Below are 15,393 nucleotides of genomic sequence, written 5' to 3'. Positions count from 1 at the left end.
ATTAGTTAGTACACTAGCTACGAGTCCGTTCAGCATTGATCAATTCACTTACATTAACAGCACCATCCTCACGGACGTTGACAACGAGCACCGGAGTTCCCAGCATTCCGCTGATCCACTCCTTGTAATCATCCACATGATCATTGGGAAGAATCGTCAAGATCACACCAGCAAAGCCGCCACCATGTACCCTGCATGCGCTATCACCAATTGATTTTAAATACATTTCTGTTAAAGCCAGTGCAACCGATACGTCTTGTTCCCGATCAATCCCACTTCTATAAACGTTCTGCAGCCATTTCCAGGAAGAGTTGCCAGATTCGGTGACGAGCTTTAAGAAATCAGAAAAGCGTCCTTCCTCCAGCGATTTCACTTGCTCATCTACACGCTTGTTTTCTTCAAAAAAATGCAAAGCACGGAGCACTGCCCGATCCCCCGCTTTTTCCCTAACCATTTTGAGATTGGCATACAGATTCTCGGGCATTAAGTCACGGCAAACAGAAGCGCCTAAAGACTGAGCCACAGCACGCATTTCGTTCGGCACCGCTGCGTAGTCATCCGTTAAATCAGCATGATTTCCACCTGTATTTACAATAACCAGGGAGTACCCGTTTTGTTCAAAATTCCAATGGACTGGATTAATGATCGGTTCCTTGGGATTTTCAAAATCAATGGAAATCAAGCCGCCATAGGCGCAAGCCATCTGATCGAGCAGCCCCGAAGGCTTGTTCCAGTAGACATTCTCCGCATACTGACCAATTTTGGATTTAGCAACAGTATCTAATGCTCCCTCGTTATAAAAATGATTTAATATTGTACATATCAACATTTCAAACGAAGCGGAAGAGCTTAATCCTGAAGCAGAGAATACATTACTCGATATATAAGCCTGAAATCCTCCGATGCGATACCCGAATTCAAGTAAACCAGCTGCAATGCCACGGATCAGCAGCATCGTACCGTCATCCTCCGGTTTTGGTGCCAAGTCGTTTAAATCAATGACGTATTTCGTTTTGTAGCCTTCAGAAAAGAATGTTATAACGGATTCCTCTACTTTAGCAGCTACAGCGATCGTATCAAGTGTAATACTGCCTGCCAGCACCTTCCCGTGGTTGTGGTCTGTATGATTCCCTCCAATTTCGCATCGCCCTGGAGCACTAAATAATTCAATATCCCCTACACCAAAATGCTCCTGATACGCCTGTATAAGTGATTGATATCTAGAAGTTTGCTCGGAAACTTGTTGTTGACCGTACATTCGAGCAAGCACCATCTGTCCCTCGCTGGAATTCAATAGCTCCATATCTTTCATCGTATATCCCCCTACTTGTATGTGTTTTCCACTCAGAATGATGCTTTAATTATCTCAATTTTTCCTGTGTAAAAGTATGGCACAATTTTAATCTGTAAGCGCTTATTTTAATCGCTTTTATGAGCATTTTACCAATATAACTAAAAAAGAACCAGCCCCTAATCCGGACTGGTTCCTGTATTTATACCTGATTCATTCCATGTAATAACCATTAAGAAGAAGAAGGTGTACTTTGATTTCTTTTTAATCGCGTTTCAGTACATATTCTCCAGCATTGTTACGAGTTACAGTAGCGCCAAGTGCCTCTGCAACAGATTTGAAAGGAACATACAATGTGCCATATTCATCCGTGTATGGAGCTTGTGGCAACGTCAATGTGCTTCCTTCCAGTACAGCCTGCTTGGAGCCGCTTTTCAGCTTAATCGTTTTACCAGTAATATCATCAATTACAGTTGTTTGTTTGGCAGCTGCATCCCATTTTAGTTCTGAGCTCAATTCACCTGTCAGTTCACGCAGTGGGATGAAGGCCGTACCTCCACGATTCTCCAAAACGTAGTAATCGTCTTTAGGATCGAAAATTGTTTCTACTTTTGTAATTTCCAAATCATTTTTTAAAATATTGTAGATCGGAGAATTTGCTTCAAAATTGCGCAGCGTCGCTCCCGGAGTTAATTCAGCTTGTGTATTCAAGTCAATAACGCCGTTAGAAAGATCTACTTTATCGGCTGTTACACTACCATTGACGTTCCAGGCTTGAGTCTCGGTCAGAATGGTAAAGGACTTCACCGGAAGATCGTCCACATCTGGCAACGCGACTGTCAAGTCTGTCAGCGCTTTGCGAACATTTCCTTTTTCATCAAAATACATGTCGTTTTTCAGCACCGTGTTGGCACTCAGGACTGTTTTGATTTCAGGTGCCTGTGCATACATAGTGCTGACTCCTACATCATACTGTGCCACAGCCAGGTCCAAATACTTTTTAACCTCAGTGTAAGCCTCGTTGACCAGCTTTTCTTTGTTTTCATTTAGTTCTGTTGTTACTTTATCACTACCCTCAATAGCTACGCCGGAAGCGATGGTTTTAGTCACATCAATAGCTTGACCGATCAATTCTTTTAAGCCAGCTTCATCCTTGGCCAGATTCGTCAGGAATGGTTTTACCAATGCAACCAGTTCATCACCGCGCAGTTCTGTATGGAGACGGGTCAGTTTCACCTTGTCTTTTTCACCGTATACTTCTTCGGTTACAGATGTTGCAGAAATGGTCGAAGGGTTAGGAGCATGCTTGAGCATAAGTGCAGCGGCTGTTTTGGTCAGATCTCTCACGTCTTTGGAATATGCATACGGATCAAACCCAGCAGGCAGACCGCTCAAACGCTCTTGCGAGTTCAAAGATATGTAATAAGGTTTTTTGGCACCTTCCAGGTGAATAGCCATACCTTGGCGATCCAAAGCAAGCTCAAATGGCAAATTATACTTATCAATGTGTAAAGTACCCTTGGCGGAAGCAACTTCCTCCGATTGTACCTTAGCTTCATCTACAGTCACCGAAATCGAATTAATCAAATCTACGATTTGTTGATCTCCTTGCGTGATTCCTTCTTTTGGAGCTAATTTAAGAGAAATTTTCTCCGTTGTCTGCTGGGATTTCACATCAAGTGTTCCCAAAAAATTCTTACTTACATCAAATCCGCCTACTGCCTGGCAACCTGTCAAAGCTACCATTAACAGAATAAGAGGGACGGCAATCCATTTTTTTATATTCATATTAATCCCCTTTCAAGATATTTCCGTTATCTCTTCTATTATCTCAGTGTTAACACGCATTGTAAATGAGTAGAATAGAAAATAGAACTAGTTATTTAGGATCAATTTTCAGCCTGAAGCATCCGGTAAGCCAGGAGTGCCATCTCCAGACAGCGACGTTTGTCAGGGTCTGCCAAATTTCCCTCTACGATTTCATTAATTTTATCCAGTCGATTATAAAGAGTCTGCCTATGAATATACAAAACTCCGGCGGTATCACGCTTGGAGCCATGACATTGAAAGTAGGCATCCAGCGTATCCAGAAGCTGCATATGATGCTCACGATCATGCGCAATCAGCTCGCCCAAATGGTCCTGTACAAATTCTTGTAGAAAAGGAATGCGAGGCACTGCTTTCAACAATTGATAGATTCCGATGCTGTCGTAAAATAGCTGATCCTGCATGACCGGGACGCTTCGCGCGACTTCAATGACCTGATATGCCTCTTCAAAACTGCGGTCCGTCCCGGTCATGCGGTGCCTTACCTTACCAAAGCCTGCATGAATGCGCACTTTATCAAGCTGTCCTGCGGCATAGTTCTGAATATATTGGACCGTATGGGCCAGCACTTTTTTCATCTGCGCTTCGGAACGCAGCGTTAATTCCTCCTTGGCACAAAGGATGTAGCATTGACTTCCTTTCATCATCAACAGATTGTGCAACGCTTCTTTTTTCAACAGAGAACGAAGCAGCACTAATACATCCTGATTGATGGATTCCTTGCGCACCTGACTTGCGTCCTTGTCCTGATGCTCTACCTCGATGACTCCTGCCCAAAATAAATACCGACCCTTCGTTAACAATCGCAGTCCCATCCGGGTCTGGGCCTGTTCTTCATTGGGAAGCTGGCCGTTCAATACATCCTGAATCAGTTCATTTTGATTACGTAGCAATCTGTCTTCAAGAAACTGTGTTCTCAGTACCAATGTAGCGGCCGCCTTGGCTGTGTAATCAATGAGCAGCGACATTTCTTCCGTCGGCATTTCATTATGCAGTACCACACCTACAGCGGAAAACACCTGACCGAAGCATACAACAGGCTGAAACAAGACGGCAGTGGATTCATTTAGGTGAAACAGCAGGTGCCCTTCACGATCGGCAGTCATACTGGATTCCACTTCATTGGCATAAAAATCCGCAATATGGTCTGCCACATCCGGCTGGACGGAAGGCACGAATCGATTGGTATCAATGGAGGACATGTAGATGACCTGCCGGGCAGCGTAGTCATGGAGCACACGCAAGAGGGCATTCATATCGGTGCTGCGTAGGGTTTCCTGCTGAAGCTGACGTGAAAATCGCTCCAGATCTTTTAATAGTTCATGATGTCGGTTAATAAGTAGGGAGTGAATATCTTGTGTAATTTCAACAAAACGCACCGGCTGCTCAAATATGATGACCGGGAAGTGATGCCGTTCCGCCAGCTCCAGTATTTCAGAGGGGATCTCATGGATGCTCGTGCCCAGCTCCACACACAATCCTGCGGCTTCCGAGCGGATCAGCTGCTCCATATACTCGGCGCGCTCTTCCCCCTTCCGGATTAACCACAGGCCGGTCGTCAAAATCAGGTCATGACGGCTCACAAAGGGGGATACATTGGTGATTTCTAGCACATGAACCCAACCCACACGGCGATTTACGCCCTGTTCCCCCGCTGCCAGCTTCGCCCGCCGGAAAACAGGACGTTCCAGCACATCCGCAATGGTAAATGTTTTTTTACCTTTCATCGGCATTCTCCCTATGTGTATGTCTTTATGTCATTTTATATGACATATATTCATCAAAAAGTCGAGCCTTTAAGTCAGATAATCCGACAAAATGTATGATGCGAAGGAGTCGCACCCCTTGTAAACTGTACCTAATCTAACATGAATTGCATTTATCGGCTTGAGTCCATGTAACTAATCAGCAGGCTGCATACAAATGATAGTGCCATTTTCTAAGCTCGTTTGGTCGCATCCAACAGTAAACCATAGCAGGGGTAGCTGCCCTAAAACACGTTCAACAAACATTGTTTCTGCAGCATAGCTGCCCCAGAGAACATGATCAACAAACATTGATTCTGCAGCGTAGCTGCCCTAGAGAACATGATCAACAAACATTGATTCTGCAGCGTAGCTGCCCTAAAAACAATTATTTGCCGTTGGATAACAATTATTTTTAGGAGAGGTGAAACGAATGAGAATTGGGATTCCAAAAGAGATTAAAAACAATGAAAATCGTGTCGCTCTGACACCTGCGGGTGCTGCTCAAATGATTCAACACGGACATCAAGTGTTTGTAGAAAGCCATGCAGGGGTTGAAAGTGGCTATACAGACGGAGATTATGCCACTGCGGGTGCGATCCTTGTTCAGCAAGCCGCAGATGTATGGTCCCAGGCGGATATGATTATCAAAGTAAAAGAGCCGCTCCCCTCTGAATACAGGTATTTTCGACCAGGTTTGATTTTGTTCACCTATCTGCATCTGGCTGCCGAGCCCGCACTGGCCCGGGCTTTAACAGACAACGGCGTAGCCGCCATTTCCTATGAAACGCTAAATGTGGAAGGAAGCCTACCGTTGCTTACCCCCATGAGCGAGGTTGCAGGCCGAATGGCTGTACAAATCGGAGCACAGCTGTTGGAAAAACCAAAAGGCGGTAAAGGCATCCTACTGGCAGGTGTGCCAGGGGTCAAACGCGGTAAAGTAACTATTATTGGCGGAGGGGTGGTCGGCACCAATGCTGCCAAGGTCGCTATCGGTCTCGGCGCAGATGTTACATTGATCGATCTAAGCCTGCAAAGATTGCGCCAACTGGACGATATTTTTGGCAATCAGCTCCATACATTGGTGTCCACCCCTCCCAACATTGCTGAAGCCGTGGCGCAAAGTGATTTGCTGATCGGTGCTGTCCTGATCACTGGTGCCAAAGCCCCGCGGCTCGTAACAGAGGCCATGGTGCAGACAATGCAACCCGGTTCAGTGATCGTCGATGTCGCCATTGACCAAGGTGGCATTGTTGAGACGATTGACCACATCACGACACATGATCAGCCAACCTATGTAAAGCATGGCGTTATTCACTATGCAGTAGCGAACATGCCTGGCGCAGTACCACAAACCTCCACGCTCGCTCTGACGAACGCGACGCTCCCCTTTGCTCTCCAACTTGCGGATCTCGGTGTGCTAGAGGCACTTCGCAGAAGCAAGCCGCTGCTTAGCGGTACCAATGTCCTGAACGGACATATCACCTACGAAGCAGTCGCCCGTGATCTGGGGTATCCTTATGTTCCTGTGGAACAGGCATGGCAGACCAAAACCCTACAATAGAAAAGAAGCAGCACAAAGAACCATACACTTTTCCCAGTAAGGATTAAAGTGTATGGTTCTTTGTATGCTGCATCTACCAAACGTAGCCGCATTTTAGACGGCTTCTGACGAAAGGAACGTTTGGAGACGGCTATAAATATCCGTGATTTCTTCCAGCGACATGCGCACCAGTCCACTAGACGAAGGTGCCACAAATTCATGCATTTCGGGGATTAGTGGTTCAGGCTGAAATCCCCAATCCGCTTTGGATTTTTTACTATATTCGGTGTACACGCCTTTGCCGACAAAGCAAGCGACCTTGGGGCGGTATTCCATTAGCTTCGCATGCAGCTTCAGACGCCCTTCGGCGTATTCCTCACGGGTAATGTCCTCCACTCCCCTGGTAGGACGGGAGACAATGTTGGTAAAACCGAAACCCAGCTTTAGCAGCTCCCGATCTTCCGATGGATCGTATAAGCGAGGGGTCAAGCCAGCCCCCTCCAGTATGCGCCAAAAGCGGTTGCGCGGATTAGCGTAATGATGTCCTACCTCGCCGGATTTCAGACTGGGATTAAAGCCGATAAATACAACGGATAATCCATAGTCGAGATGATCATCTACCTCGTGTAGTTCTGTCTCTATTTCTGTCATCGGGCCCCTCCTTCCTCAAACTATATCCAGCGGCTGCTTCCTCGTTGGCGGAGGAAAAGCCTCGTCTATTTGTTGAAGTTGTTCAGGGGTGAGCCGAATGCTTGCTGCCGCTGCATTTTCTCGTACATGCGATTCTTGTACCGCCTTGGGGATTGCCCACACATCACCGTCCCGTATAACCCATGCAAGTGCGATTTGCGATGGAGTTACTCCGTGGCTGGCAGCAATGTCTACCATAACGGGATGCTCCAGTAGTCCTCGTCGCAGGCGTCCACCTTGGGCAATCGGGCAATAGGCCATTACAGGCACCCCATGCGTACGGCTCCAAGGAAGCAGATCATATTCGATACCTCGCGAAGCCGCGTGATACAGCACTTGGTTGACAGCACAGGCTTTGCCATTACTCAGGCTCCAAAGCTCCTCCATATCGGATTTGTCGAGATTGGACACGCCCCAGTTGCGGATTTTGCCTTGCTCACGCAGTTTTTCCATACCTTGTATTGTCTCTTCTAGTGGAATATTCCCGCGCCAATGCAGCAGATACATGTCCACGTGTTCGGTTCCCATTCGGGTTAGGCTTGCTTCGCAGGCTTGAGCCAATCCTTGACGGTCCGCATGATGAGGGTAGGCTTTGCTGACAAGATACACATCGTCCCGGCGGCCTCGAATGGCCTCCCCGACGATCTCTTCTGCGCCGCCCTCCGCATACATTTCAGCCGTGTCTACTAGCGTCATCCCCAGCTCGAAGCCAAGTTGAAGCGCACGCACCTCCTCCTGGCGAAGGGAGGCTTTTTCGCCCATATACCACGTGCCCTGCCCAATGAGTGGTACTTCACGACCGTCCGTCCATGTAATCGCACTTCTCTTATGTTGACTCAACTACATTCCCTCCTTAGGAGCCTGGTGTCACAGGCTTGTCAAATACATGACTCTGCGTCCAGTGCTGACCACCATCCGAGGTGGTATATAGGATCGGGGCCTGCTCTGAATCCGAGAAAATAGCCCAGCCTTCCTTGGCATTGGCCATCCCGATTTGCTGACCGCCATAACCATCAAAGCCTTGTTTGCCATTGTTCCACGTCTTGCCTCCGTCATTGGTCCAACCAATCGTATTAGGCTTGTCACACGGTGCACAGTACCCACCCATCAAAGCGGTACTGCTGTTAACCGCATAGAGCATGCCTGGTGCCGTCCCTTCATTTTTGGTAACCTGATTGTCTTGCTGGCTAACACCTGGTGCAGGACCGCCGCCGGCAGTAGAATTCGCCAGTACAGTACGCCAGCTTTGTCCGCTATCAGCCGTATGCCAAAGCGAATACGACGTCTGATTCATCCCTGTATCTCCAACCAGCTCAATCCATGCGTTGCCCCGTTCTACCGATCGAATAGTTACTCCGTTCAGAGGCCCCTCGGTTGTCCGCGACATGACAGGAGTCCAATCTTGACCACCGTTAACGGTGTGCAAAATTTGGATCGAGCGATCTGTTTTCTGGGTTACTGCCCAGCCGTTTTGCCGATCATGAAAATATGGCTGTCCTACCATGTGGCTAGGCACAGGGAGCGAAGACCAGCTTTGTCCACCATCCTTGGTATATTGGTTGCCACTGAATCCTTCCTTGGATGATACAAATTGTAAAAAGCCCGCTTGTCCTTGCTCAGGTACAGTCCCGACAGCTTCCCAAAGCTTGCCGCCATCGTGAGTTGCCAGCAGTGAACCGCTATCTTCCATAACAGCCCAAGCCTGCTCTCCATTCAAGGCAAAAATCTGTTGAACCGTACCTTTGCCTTGATACTGCACATTCCAAACTGAACCGACTGAACCGGATGGAGCCGCGTCTGTTCGGGCAATCCATCCATTACCGCCGATCCAACCGGATTGGCCGTCGATTAATCGAAGCGCGGTAATATTGTCCATGCGGACGTTCGCTATACTAGCATCTGTCTTCGTTTGCCCGCCTGTCTCCACTGCTTTGTCAGTGCTGGACGGGGATGTGCTGCTTTTGCCGTCAGAAGCAGTCTGCTGTTCCGGTGTATCTACAGTGGCTCCCGAATCATTGACTTGTGTCGATGCAGAATCCTTTGGTTTATTCTGAGCCGTTTGTCCTGTTTGTGATCCTGTTTCACAACCTGCTGCTACTATGGCTACGGCGAGTAAAAGCACCCAAACCGATGTTTTTTTCTTCATTTTTGTTCATCCCCTTAAGTTGTTGATATACTTGCTGCGCGGGTATTGTATTCACAGCAAAGCATATTCTATGTATTACCCTGCTGTATTGGTTTCACTCTTGCGGTGAATATACGATACTGACTGTATTCGAATCGTTATAGGATTACGAGTTTACAGGAACAAAGCCGCCTTTTTCAATGGCCTGAGTTCCTGCTTCGCTTTGCAGCCATTCGAGTAATCGTTGCATCGAAGCACGTGGCTTTTCGCCTTCGCGTGTAACTACAAACAGTTGGGCTGTGAATGGATATTGTTTCGAACGAATGTGTTCTTTGTCGGGCTCCACTCCATTAATAGATAAAAATTTGACCTCTTGACGATTATGCATCACATTTGCGAAATAATAAAATGAATAACCGAGCGCGTTGTGATCCTTGTCAAAATCAGCAATTGCATTAATCATCTCACCCATTATACCAATTCGGAGTTCCCGAGGCGGTTCAGCCATGTCCTGACCTTTCATCACTTTCTTCTGCATATATGTTTGGCTTCCTGAGTTTTCCTCCCGCTGATAAGCAACGATCGGCTGATTCTTGCCCCCTACTTCACGCCAGTTACGAATAGATCCTTCATATATGCTGCGCACCTGCTCCGAAGAAAGTCCGTTAACCGGATTGCCTCTATGAACGAGAAAAATAAACGCATCCCACCCGATAGGTGTAAGCTTCATTTGAATTCCCCGACTTTTCGCCAGGCGCAATTCCTCATCGGATGGACCCGCCACCAGTATCAGATCCGCCTTCTTTTCAATCAGATTGACATAAGCCTGATGCGTTGTGTTGAATCTCAGTTCGTGAGCCGCACGAACCTTGTTCATTCCGGTCAATTCATGCAGCATATCCTGTGCGAATGGAATGGCCGCTGTAGCGCCATCTACTACCGGAAAATCCCTCTCCGCAATGTACGGACGCTGAGGAAGCATGAGCGTAATCGTCAGCACAATGATGAGCGCAGCAGATATTGCAGCTACAACCCATTGCCATCTATGGTCCACCTTTCCGTGCTGGTCGGTCACCGCTGGATAGCGATCTACCCCAACACCGACTACCATGCCAGCTATGGGCAGCAGTGCGGTCAGCAGAAACCAGATTCCACCGAGCTGTGTATATGACCCCAATACTTCCAGTATAGGTTCCGCCCAAGCGTGATAGAGTGAAAAAAGCTCCCACGCTCCTCCAGATACTTCGGCAAGTTGGCCGCCAGATCCTCGTAGTCCTATAATCCACAACCACAGCCCGCATAATAAGGATGCTAGCCCTGTCAGCATCAACGGAAGCTTGCCCATGTTGGACATACGCGCACTCAAAGCACCATAAGCTGCAAAAATGAGACCGACCAGCCATACATATAGCAGCAATATTACAACCACGGTTATATCCGTCACACCTTCATGCCTCAGCAAATACTGCACTTGAGGTGCTACAACCATACTCCAAATAATATTAAACATGACTGAAAACAATCCAAACATAAACGTACCGACCAGCCATGGCCAAAACCATGCTATCCGCACAGAATTGCCCTCTTTCGGCTTGCTTATAACTTCCTTTGGTTCAGACATGTACATCCCCCTATATCTTATAAATGAAATGAGTCTGTAAGCTATTGCTTCTTCATTGTACAATTATGGTAAAGATTAGTATACGAAAGGGTAGTAAAAATGACAAAAAGGCCTCCCCTACAGGATAGGCCTCTTTGGTATCGAATCTTCTCTATATCGCTCTGGCATGGATTAAAAAACGATGCTGCTTCACGTCCCAATAACCATCACGTTTAATATCCAAATACAGACTATACAGCTGTTCTATATATTTCTCTGGCTGGAAGTCTGCAATCTGCCATTCAATAACTTTTAAGTAATAGACAATCGCTCCAATATCGTAAAAGCGCTGGATCGGAAACTGTTCCCGCTGCTCTACGATTTCAAAACCATTACTTTTCAAACCTGCAATTGCTTGAGGAAGAGTCCAGTCCGCATACACGTAATCAGGTGCTCCCAAGCGGGCGTTAAGGCCTGCACAATCCAAGCCTCCTGCCTGTTGAGTCAAAAACGTACCTCCTGAACGCAAAATACGGTGCACTTCCGCTGGCGAAAATGACTCATGCTTGTTCAGCACAAGGTCGAACCCAGCATCGTCAAACGGAAGAAAATCGTCATCATGAATAGCCATCACGCGCACACCCAGCGGCTCCAATCTTCGCTTGGCGATAGGTACGTTCGGTGCATATGCCTCTGTCGCACATATGATCTCTGGAAAAGGGCGCAACTGCGACAAGAACTCTCCCCCGCCTGTTCCCATATCCAGCATCGCCTTCGAGGCATGCATCAACGCCAAAGCCTTGCTGGCATAAGACCAGTCCAAAGGTTCGCTCGCCACTCGTCCCGTGTCCGAAATGAATGAAAAATCCCATCCGGAAAATGACTGTTTATGATGATCCAACAACTGTAGAAATTCACGATCTTCTGTATATTTCATATTTTTTTGCTCCTCCACTATTGGACTGTACAATATTGAACTCTTCTCTCTGTATGTTCTACGTTGTATCACTCTGGTCTCTATTTATGTCCGTTCTAATGTGGAGGAGCTCTTGCCCGTCGATGAGGTTGTTATATGTCGTGTCCGAACCATCCCATGTTCATCTACCTCCGTCCATATTCCCTCTAAACCAGATACTGTCCCTCGTAGGAGCTTAAGGAACTGCCGGTAATGCCTTGGCAAGCTCCGGTGTCATATCGTTCGGAGTAAAATAGTAATAGCGTGTATGGGGATCTGAACTAAATAAAGGTTTGATCTTGACTTGAACCAAGTAAGTTCCTTTCGCCATATCTGGAGTATAGCTATTAGATCTACGCTTTTCCAGTACAGTGCTCCACAGCTTCGGATCTTCAATCGTTATTGCTTTGTGCTTTTGTTGAATGCTTCTAAATATTTTATAGTCTTCAATATATTGATTGGGTTGATAAGGCTCCATTTCCTGAGAAATAATAGGAACAGCCCGTATCGAAAAAATATCCTTGGAATCAATGATGACCTTATCCGCATACCCTTTTTGCTCTAGCCAATCTGTAAGCTTGTGATATGAAGCCGGCCAATTAAATGAAATTTCACGATGCCAGCTCGGTTCGTTATTGGTAGAGGATGACTCTTTATTTGTAATAGAAACATTCCCCAGAGGGTATCGATGTGATTGCATTTCGCTATAACTCATATTTAATACTTCTTCTCTGAGTACAGCTTCAAATTCACGAGTTTCTTTGGGATTGGTTAAAACCACTCGTCTTTCATTATCATCTACAGATTCGATATTGATCGTCTCTGCTTTTCCTTGCAGCTTATCCAGCTTGTATCTTACCGTTTTATAAGGCTCTGCTTCCATCACTTTAGTCAGTTCTGTCCGGAAAGGCTTCTCCGGGAATGTATAGCGGCGAGTCATGGTGGAACCATCATCCAAACGGTAGACTATGAATGCCGATTCGACGGCCAGGTTTTTGGACAACATTTTCTCGCCAGCTGCATGTGCACGTACGAGTTCTCGATGTAAATTCAGTACAGAGGCGATATAGGCCCTATCTTGGGAGTAATAAGCTTCTTTTTCTGCATCTCCCCCTAGAGGCTCCTCTTGCCCGACATAGACTTTTTCTACGGAGTGTGCTGTTGGAATCCGTCCCTCATAACCCAACCAACCTGAAATCGGGATATACAGTACCAGCCCCATGATCACACCGTAAACGACCATTTCCACCAAAGCACGAACACGCACAATTTGCCACGTCTTGCGGACGACCATTTCTACAACGATATAGCCTAAAATAGCTCCAAGTGCATACCCGAAAATCGACCAATTAGCTCCTCTTGTACCTGCATTATAAAAATAATCGCCTAGTACAAGCATGGCGCATAGTATAACCCCTGCCTTGAACAAAGGTTGAAAGAAAGAAAACGCTATAGCCTGAGTCGCCTTTTCGACCAAGCGTTTACGATACAAACCATAACTCAAGGCGACAAACAGCACAGAGATACCTAGATAGGCGAGTAGCTCCATGTAAGAAAAGGCGCGCTGTGGCAAGTTGTCCATAATGCGTACAAACGGCGATAAGTTTTCCCAAACATTATTATTGCTGCGAAACTCCGAGCCATTAATATATTGAACAATGGTTTCTCGCACCCGCACATATCCGTATAAATTACGTTCCAGAAAACGCCCTATCATCATGAATAGAAACTGAGGCAATAGCAGCAAAACATACACTACTACGGTCTGTAGCAACGATTGTCCCACACAAATCCCTACAAACACAGTAAAAGTAAACAAGAAAATCGTAAGGACGGACACAACCAAAGCCCACGATCCAACGTCATTAATTTGAAAAATATAAGGCAGTTCGACTGACGTGTTAACCCAAGCAGTTACTCCCGCAGTCAGCCATACAGGTACAAGTAAAAGAACAAGACCGCTAATTAAATGTGACGTTAATAGATGCTCTCTACGCAAAGGTAGGCTATGATACAAATCGGATGGCCCCTGTCGCTGAACAAAACGAAGCAGCATCACACCTGCCAGCACGGGTACGGTCATTAAAATTAATTTTTGCAATTCATTACCCGAGTTTGTGCTATCGAACAAGCTTTTTAAAACCACTCGCGGTTGTTCATCACCAGTGCTCATAAACAGTGGCAGCGGTACTGTAAACAGCAATCCTGCCAAGTACAATAGACCGATCCAGCCATGCTGTCTCAGGCATTGGCGAATTACGCCGCCGCTACAGAAGAATCGGTTGGATGTCATAACCTGCGTCCTCCATTTCATAAATGAAAATTTCTTCAAGCGTCAACGGCAGCAAATCGAACACATGCGGCTCATACGCTTCAATCGTTTCTGCAATCCGCTCTCGCTCACCCCGGATGATAAGCAGCAGAACACTGCCCCTCCGCTCCTTATGTACAACCGAAAGTTGGCCACAGACAGCTTCCTCATGCATGCTGTCCCGAAAGGCAACCTGCACCTTATGCGTATCGGATTTAAGGTCATCCACCTCTTTTTCCAACAGCATCCGACCTTGGTGCATAATGCCGACATGATCACACATGTCTTCAATCTCACGCAAATTATGAGATGAGATCACGACGGTCATCTCACGTGCTGCGGTTTCTTGGAACAAGAGATTTTTGATCATTCTACGCATCACGGGGTCCAGACCATCAATGGGTTCATCCAAAACCAGCAGCTCTGGCATGCAGCTCAAGGCAAGCAAAAAAGCGGCTTGGCGCTTCATCCCCTTGGAAAAACGGTGAAGTTTGCGCTTCGGGTCCAGCTTGAAAATCTCCGTAAGCTGTGTGTAGCGTTCTTCACTCCAACTTGGATAAATGGAGCGGTAAAACCGGGCCATCTGACGAATTGTCGCTTGCGGGAAAAAATAAGGGGTATCCGGCAAAAACAGAATGTGCTGCTTGACTGCAGGCTGCTCATACACCGGCTGTCCACCGATTAGCACCTTACCAGTATCCGGCCGGTAAATCCCGGCAATGATTTTGAGCAAGGTCGTTTTCCCTGCCCCGTTCGAGCCCAGCAGTCCAAAAATGGAGCCCTTCTTTACCGTCAGGGCGAGCTGATCGACAGCCTTTTCTTCCGTAAATGTCTTTGTGACTTCCCTTAATTCAATCAAGGGACACCCCCCTTTCCTTTGTTTGCATAGCTTCCACGTATATGTCGTCCACTTCCTGCTGTGTAAAACCGAAATGGACAGCTTCGATCATCAGTTTTAACAATGCCGCCCGAATCTCATCCCGCTTTATTTGTTGCGGCTGCTGCTGGGTAGGCGTGACAAAGCTGCCTTTGCCCTGGACGGAATAAATATATCCTTCGCGTTCCAGCTCGCGATACGCTTTCTGAATCGTATTCGGATTCACCGTAAGTTGAGCGGACAATGCCCGTACAGAAGGCAATTGCTCATCCGGCTGAAGCGATCCGTACACGATCATTTCCTTAACCTTCTCCATAAGCTGTTCGTAGATCGGCTTACGGCTGCGGATATCCAGCTCGAACATGGACTTCCTCCTTTCAACACTGGCTCAAATTCATGTATACATGTTCAACTGTTCTAACTGTACTA

The 15,393-nt window shown here is 46.8% G+C and carries 12 protein-coding genes; 1 reads left to right on the top strand and 11 read right to left on the bottom strand.

Going from position 1 to position 15,393, the window contains the following annotated elements; all coding sequences use genetic code 11:
• Positions 1-13: 13 nt before the first annotated feature.
• From MKX36_RS05165 to MKX36_RS05155, 3 genes are all read right to left on the bottom strand, one after another.
• Positions 14-1,312: a galactokinase gene (locus MKX36_RS05165; RefSeq protein WP_340864345.1), complete on the bottom strand. Its 1,299-nt coding sequence runs from the start codon at positions 1,310-1,312 to the stop codon at positions 14-16.
• Positions 1,313-1,555: 243 nt separating this feature from the next.
• Positions 1,556-3,079, bottom strand: coding sequence for a copper amine oxidase N-terminal domain-containing protein (locus MKX36_RS05160; protein ID WP_340864344.1), 1,524 nt, complete (start codon positions 3,077-3,079; stop codon positions 1,556-1,558).
• A 101-nt stretch (positions 3,080-3,180) separates the two neighbouring features.
• A complete protein-coding gene (locus MKX36_RS05155; RefSeq protein WP_017426362.1) occupies positions 3,181-4,845 on the bottom strand; it encodes a PucR family transcriptional regulator in 1,665 nt (554 codons plus the stop codon).
• Between the two features lie 451 nt (positions 4,846-5,296).
• On the opposite strand from MKX36_RS05155, the gene ald reads away from it, so the two are divergent.
• Positions 5,297-6,427, top strand: a complete 1,131-nt coding sequence (ald, locus tag MKX36_RS05150) for an alanine dehydrogenase (protein WP_340864343.1) — start codon at positions 5,297-5,299, stop codon at positions 6,425-6,427.
• Between the two features lie 93 nt (positions 6,428-6,520).
• On the opposite strand, the gene MKX36_RS05145 is transcribed toward ald, so the two are convergent.
• From MKX36_RS05145 to MKX36_RS05110, 8 genes are all read right to left on the bottom strand, one after another.
• On the bottom strand, positions 6,521-7,057 hold the full coding sequence (locus MKX36_RS05145; protein ID WP_340864342.1) for a mismatch-specific DNA-glycosylase: 537 nt from the start codon (positions 7,055-7,057) through the stop codon (positions 6,521-6,523).
• 15 nt (positions 7,058-7,072) lie between these two features.
• Positions 7,073-7,936, bottom strand: coding sequence for an aldo/keto reductase (locus MKX36_RS05140; protein WP_340864341.1), 864 nt, complete (start codon positions 7,934-7,936; stop codon positions 7,073-7,075).
• A gap of 13 nt (positions 7,937-7,949) precedes the next feature.
• Complete coding sequence (locus MKX36_RS05135) at positions 7,950-9,242, bottom strand: hypothetical protein (RefSeq protein WP_340864340.1); 1,293 nt, start codon at positions 9,240-9,242, stop codon at positions 7,950-7,952.
• Positions 9,243-9,387: 145 nt separating this feature from the next.
• Complete coding sequence (locus MKX36_RS05130) at positions 9,388-10,842, bottom strand: PstS family phosphate ABC transporter substrate-binding protein (RefSeq protein ID WP_340864339.1); 1,455 nt, start codon at positions 10,840-10,842, stop codon at positions 9,388-9,390.
• A gap of 151 nt (positions 10,843-10,993) precedes the next feature.
• A complete protein-coding gene (locus MKX36_RS05125) occupies positions 10,994-11,758 on the bottom strand; it encodes a class I SAM-dependent methyltransferase (RefSeq protein ID WP_340864338.1) in 765 nt (254 codons plus the stop codon).
• Positions 11,759-11,972: 214 nt separating this feature from the next.
• Positions 11,973-14,069, bottom strand: a complete 2,097-nt coding sequence (locus MKX36_RS05120; protein WP_025364177.1) for a DUF6449 domain-containing protein — start codon at positions 14,067-14,069, stop codon at positions 11,973-11,975.
• Entirely contained in the window at positions 14,044-14,946 is a 903-nt protein-coding gene (locus MKX36_RS05115; RefSeq protein WP_250248962.1) for an ABC transporter ATP-binding protein, read from the bottom strand. The genes MKX36_RS05120 and MKX36_RS05115 overlap by 26 nt, the downstream gene beginning before the upstream one ends.
• Entirely contained in the window at positions 14,939-15,328 is a 390-nt protein-coding gene (locus MKX36_RS05110; RefSeq protein WP_107734097.1) for a GntR family transcriptional regulator, read from the bottom strand. Before MKX36_RS05110 ends, MKX36_RS05115 begins: the two co-directional genes overlap by 8 nt.
• Positions 15,329-15,393: the final 65 nt, after the last annotated feature.

The organism is Paenibacillus sp. FSL W8-0439 (genome assembly GCF_038008995.1).
Classification (GTDB): Bacteria; Bacillota; Bacilli; order Paenibacillales; family Paenibacillaceae; genus Paenibacillus; species Paenibacillus polymyxa.
This window is presented reverse-complemented; position numbering and strand designations above follow the sequence as displayed.

Excerpts from the sequence above, each read along its gene's own strand:
- MKX36_RS05165 (WP_340864345.1), bottom strand. The coding sequence starts at position 1,312 with ATGAAAGATATGGAGCTATTGAATTCCAGCGAGGGACAGATGGTGCTT.
- MKX36_RS05125 (WP_340864338.1), bottom strand. The coding sequence starts at position 11,758 with ATGAAATATACAGAAGATCGTGAATTTCTACAGTTGTTGGATCATCAT.
- MKX36_RS05160 (WP_340864344.1), bottom strand. The coding sequence starts at position 3,079 with ATGAATATAAAAAAATGGATTGCCGTCCCTCTTATTCTGTTAATGGTA.
- MKX36_RS05155 (WP_017426362.1), bottom strand. The coding sequence starts at position 4,845 with ATGAAAGGTAAAAAAACATTTACCATTGCGGATGTGCTGGAACGTCCT.
- MKX36_RS05145 (WP_340864342.1), bottom strand. The coding sequence starts at position 7,057 with ATGACAGAAATAGAGACAGAACTACACGAGGTAGATGATCATCTCGAC.
- MKX36_RS05120 (WP_025364177.1), bottom strand. The coding sequence starts at position 14,069 with ATGACATCCAACCGATTCTTCTGTAGCGGCGGCGTAATTCGCCAATGC.
- MKX36_RS05135 (WP_340864340.1), bottom strand. The coding sequence starts at position 9,242 with ATGAAGAAAAAAACATCGGTTTGGGTGCTTTTACTCGCCGTAGCCATA.
- MKX36_RS05110 (WP_107734097.1), bottom strand. The coding sequence starts at position 15,328 with ATGTTCGAGCTGGATATCCGCAGCCGTAAGCCGATCTACGAACAGCTT.
- MKX36_RS05130 (WP_340864339.1), bottom strand. The coding sequence starts at position 10,842 with ATGTCTGAACCAAAGGAAGTTATAAGCAAGCCGAAAGAGGGCAATTCT.
- ald (WP_340864343.1), top strand. The coding sequence starts at position 5,297 with ATGAGAATTGGGATTCCAAAAGAGATTAAAAACAATGAAAATCGTGTC.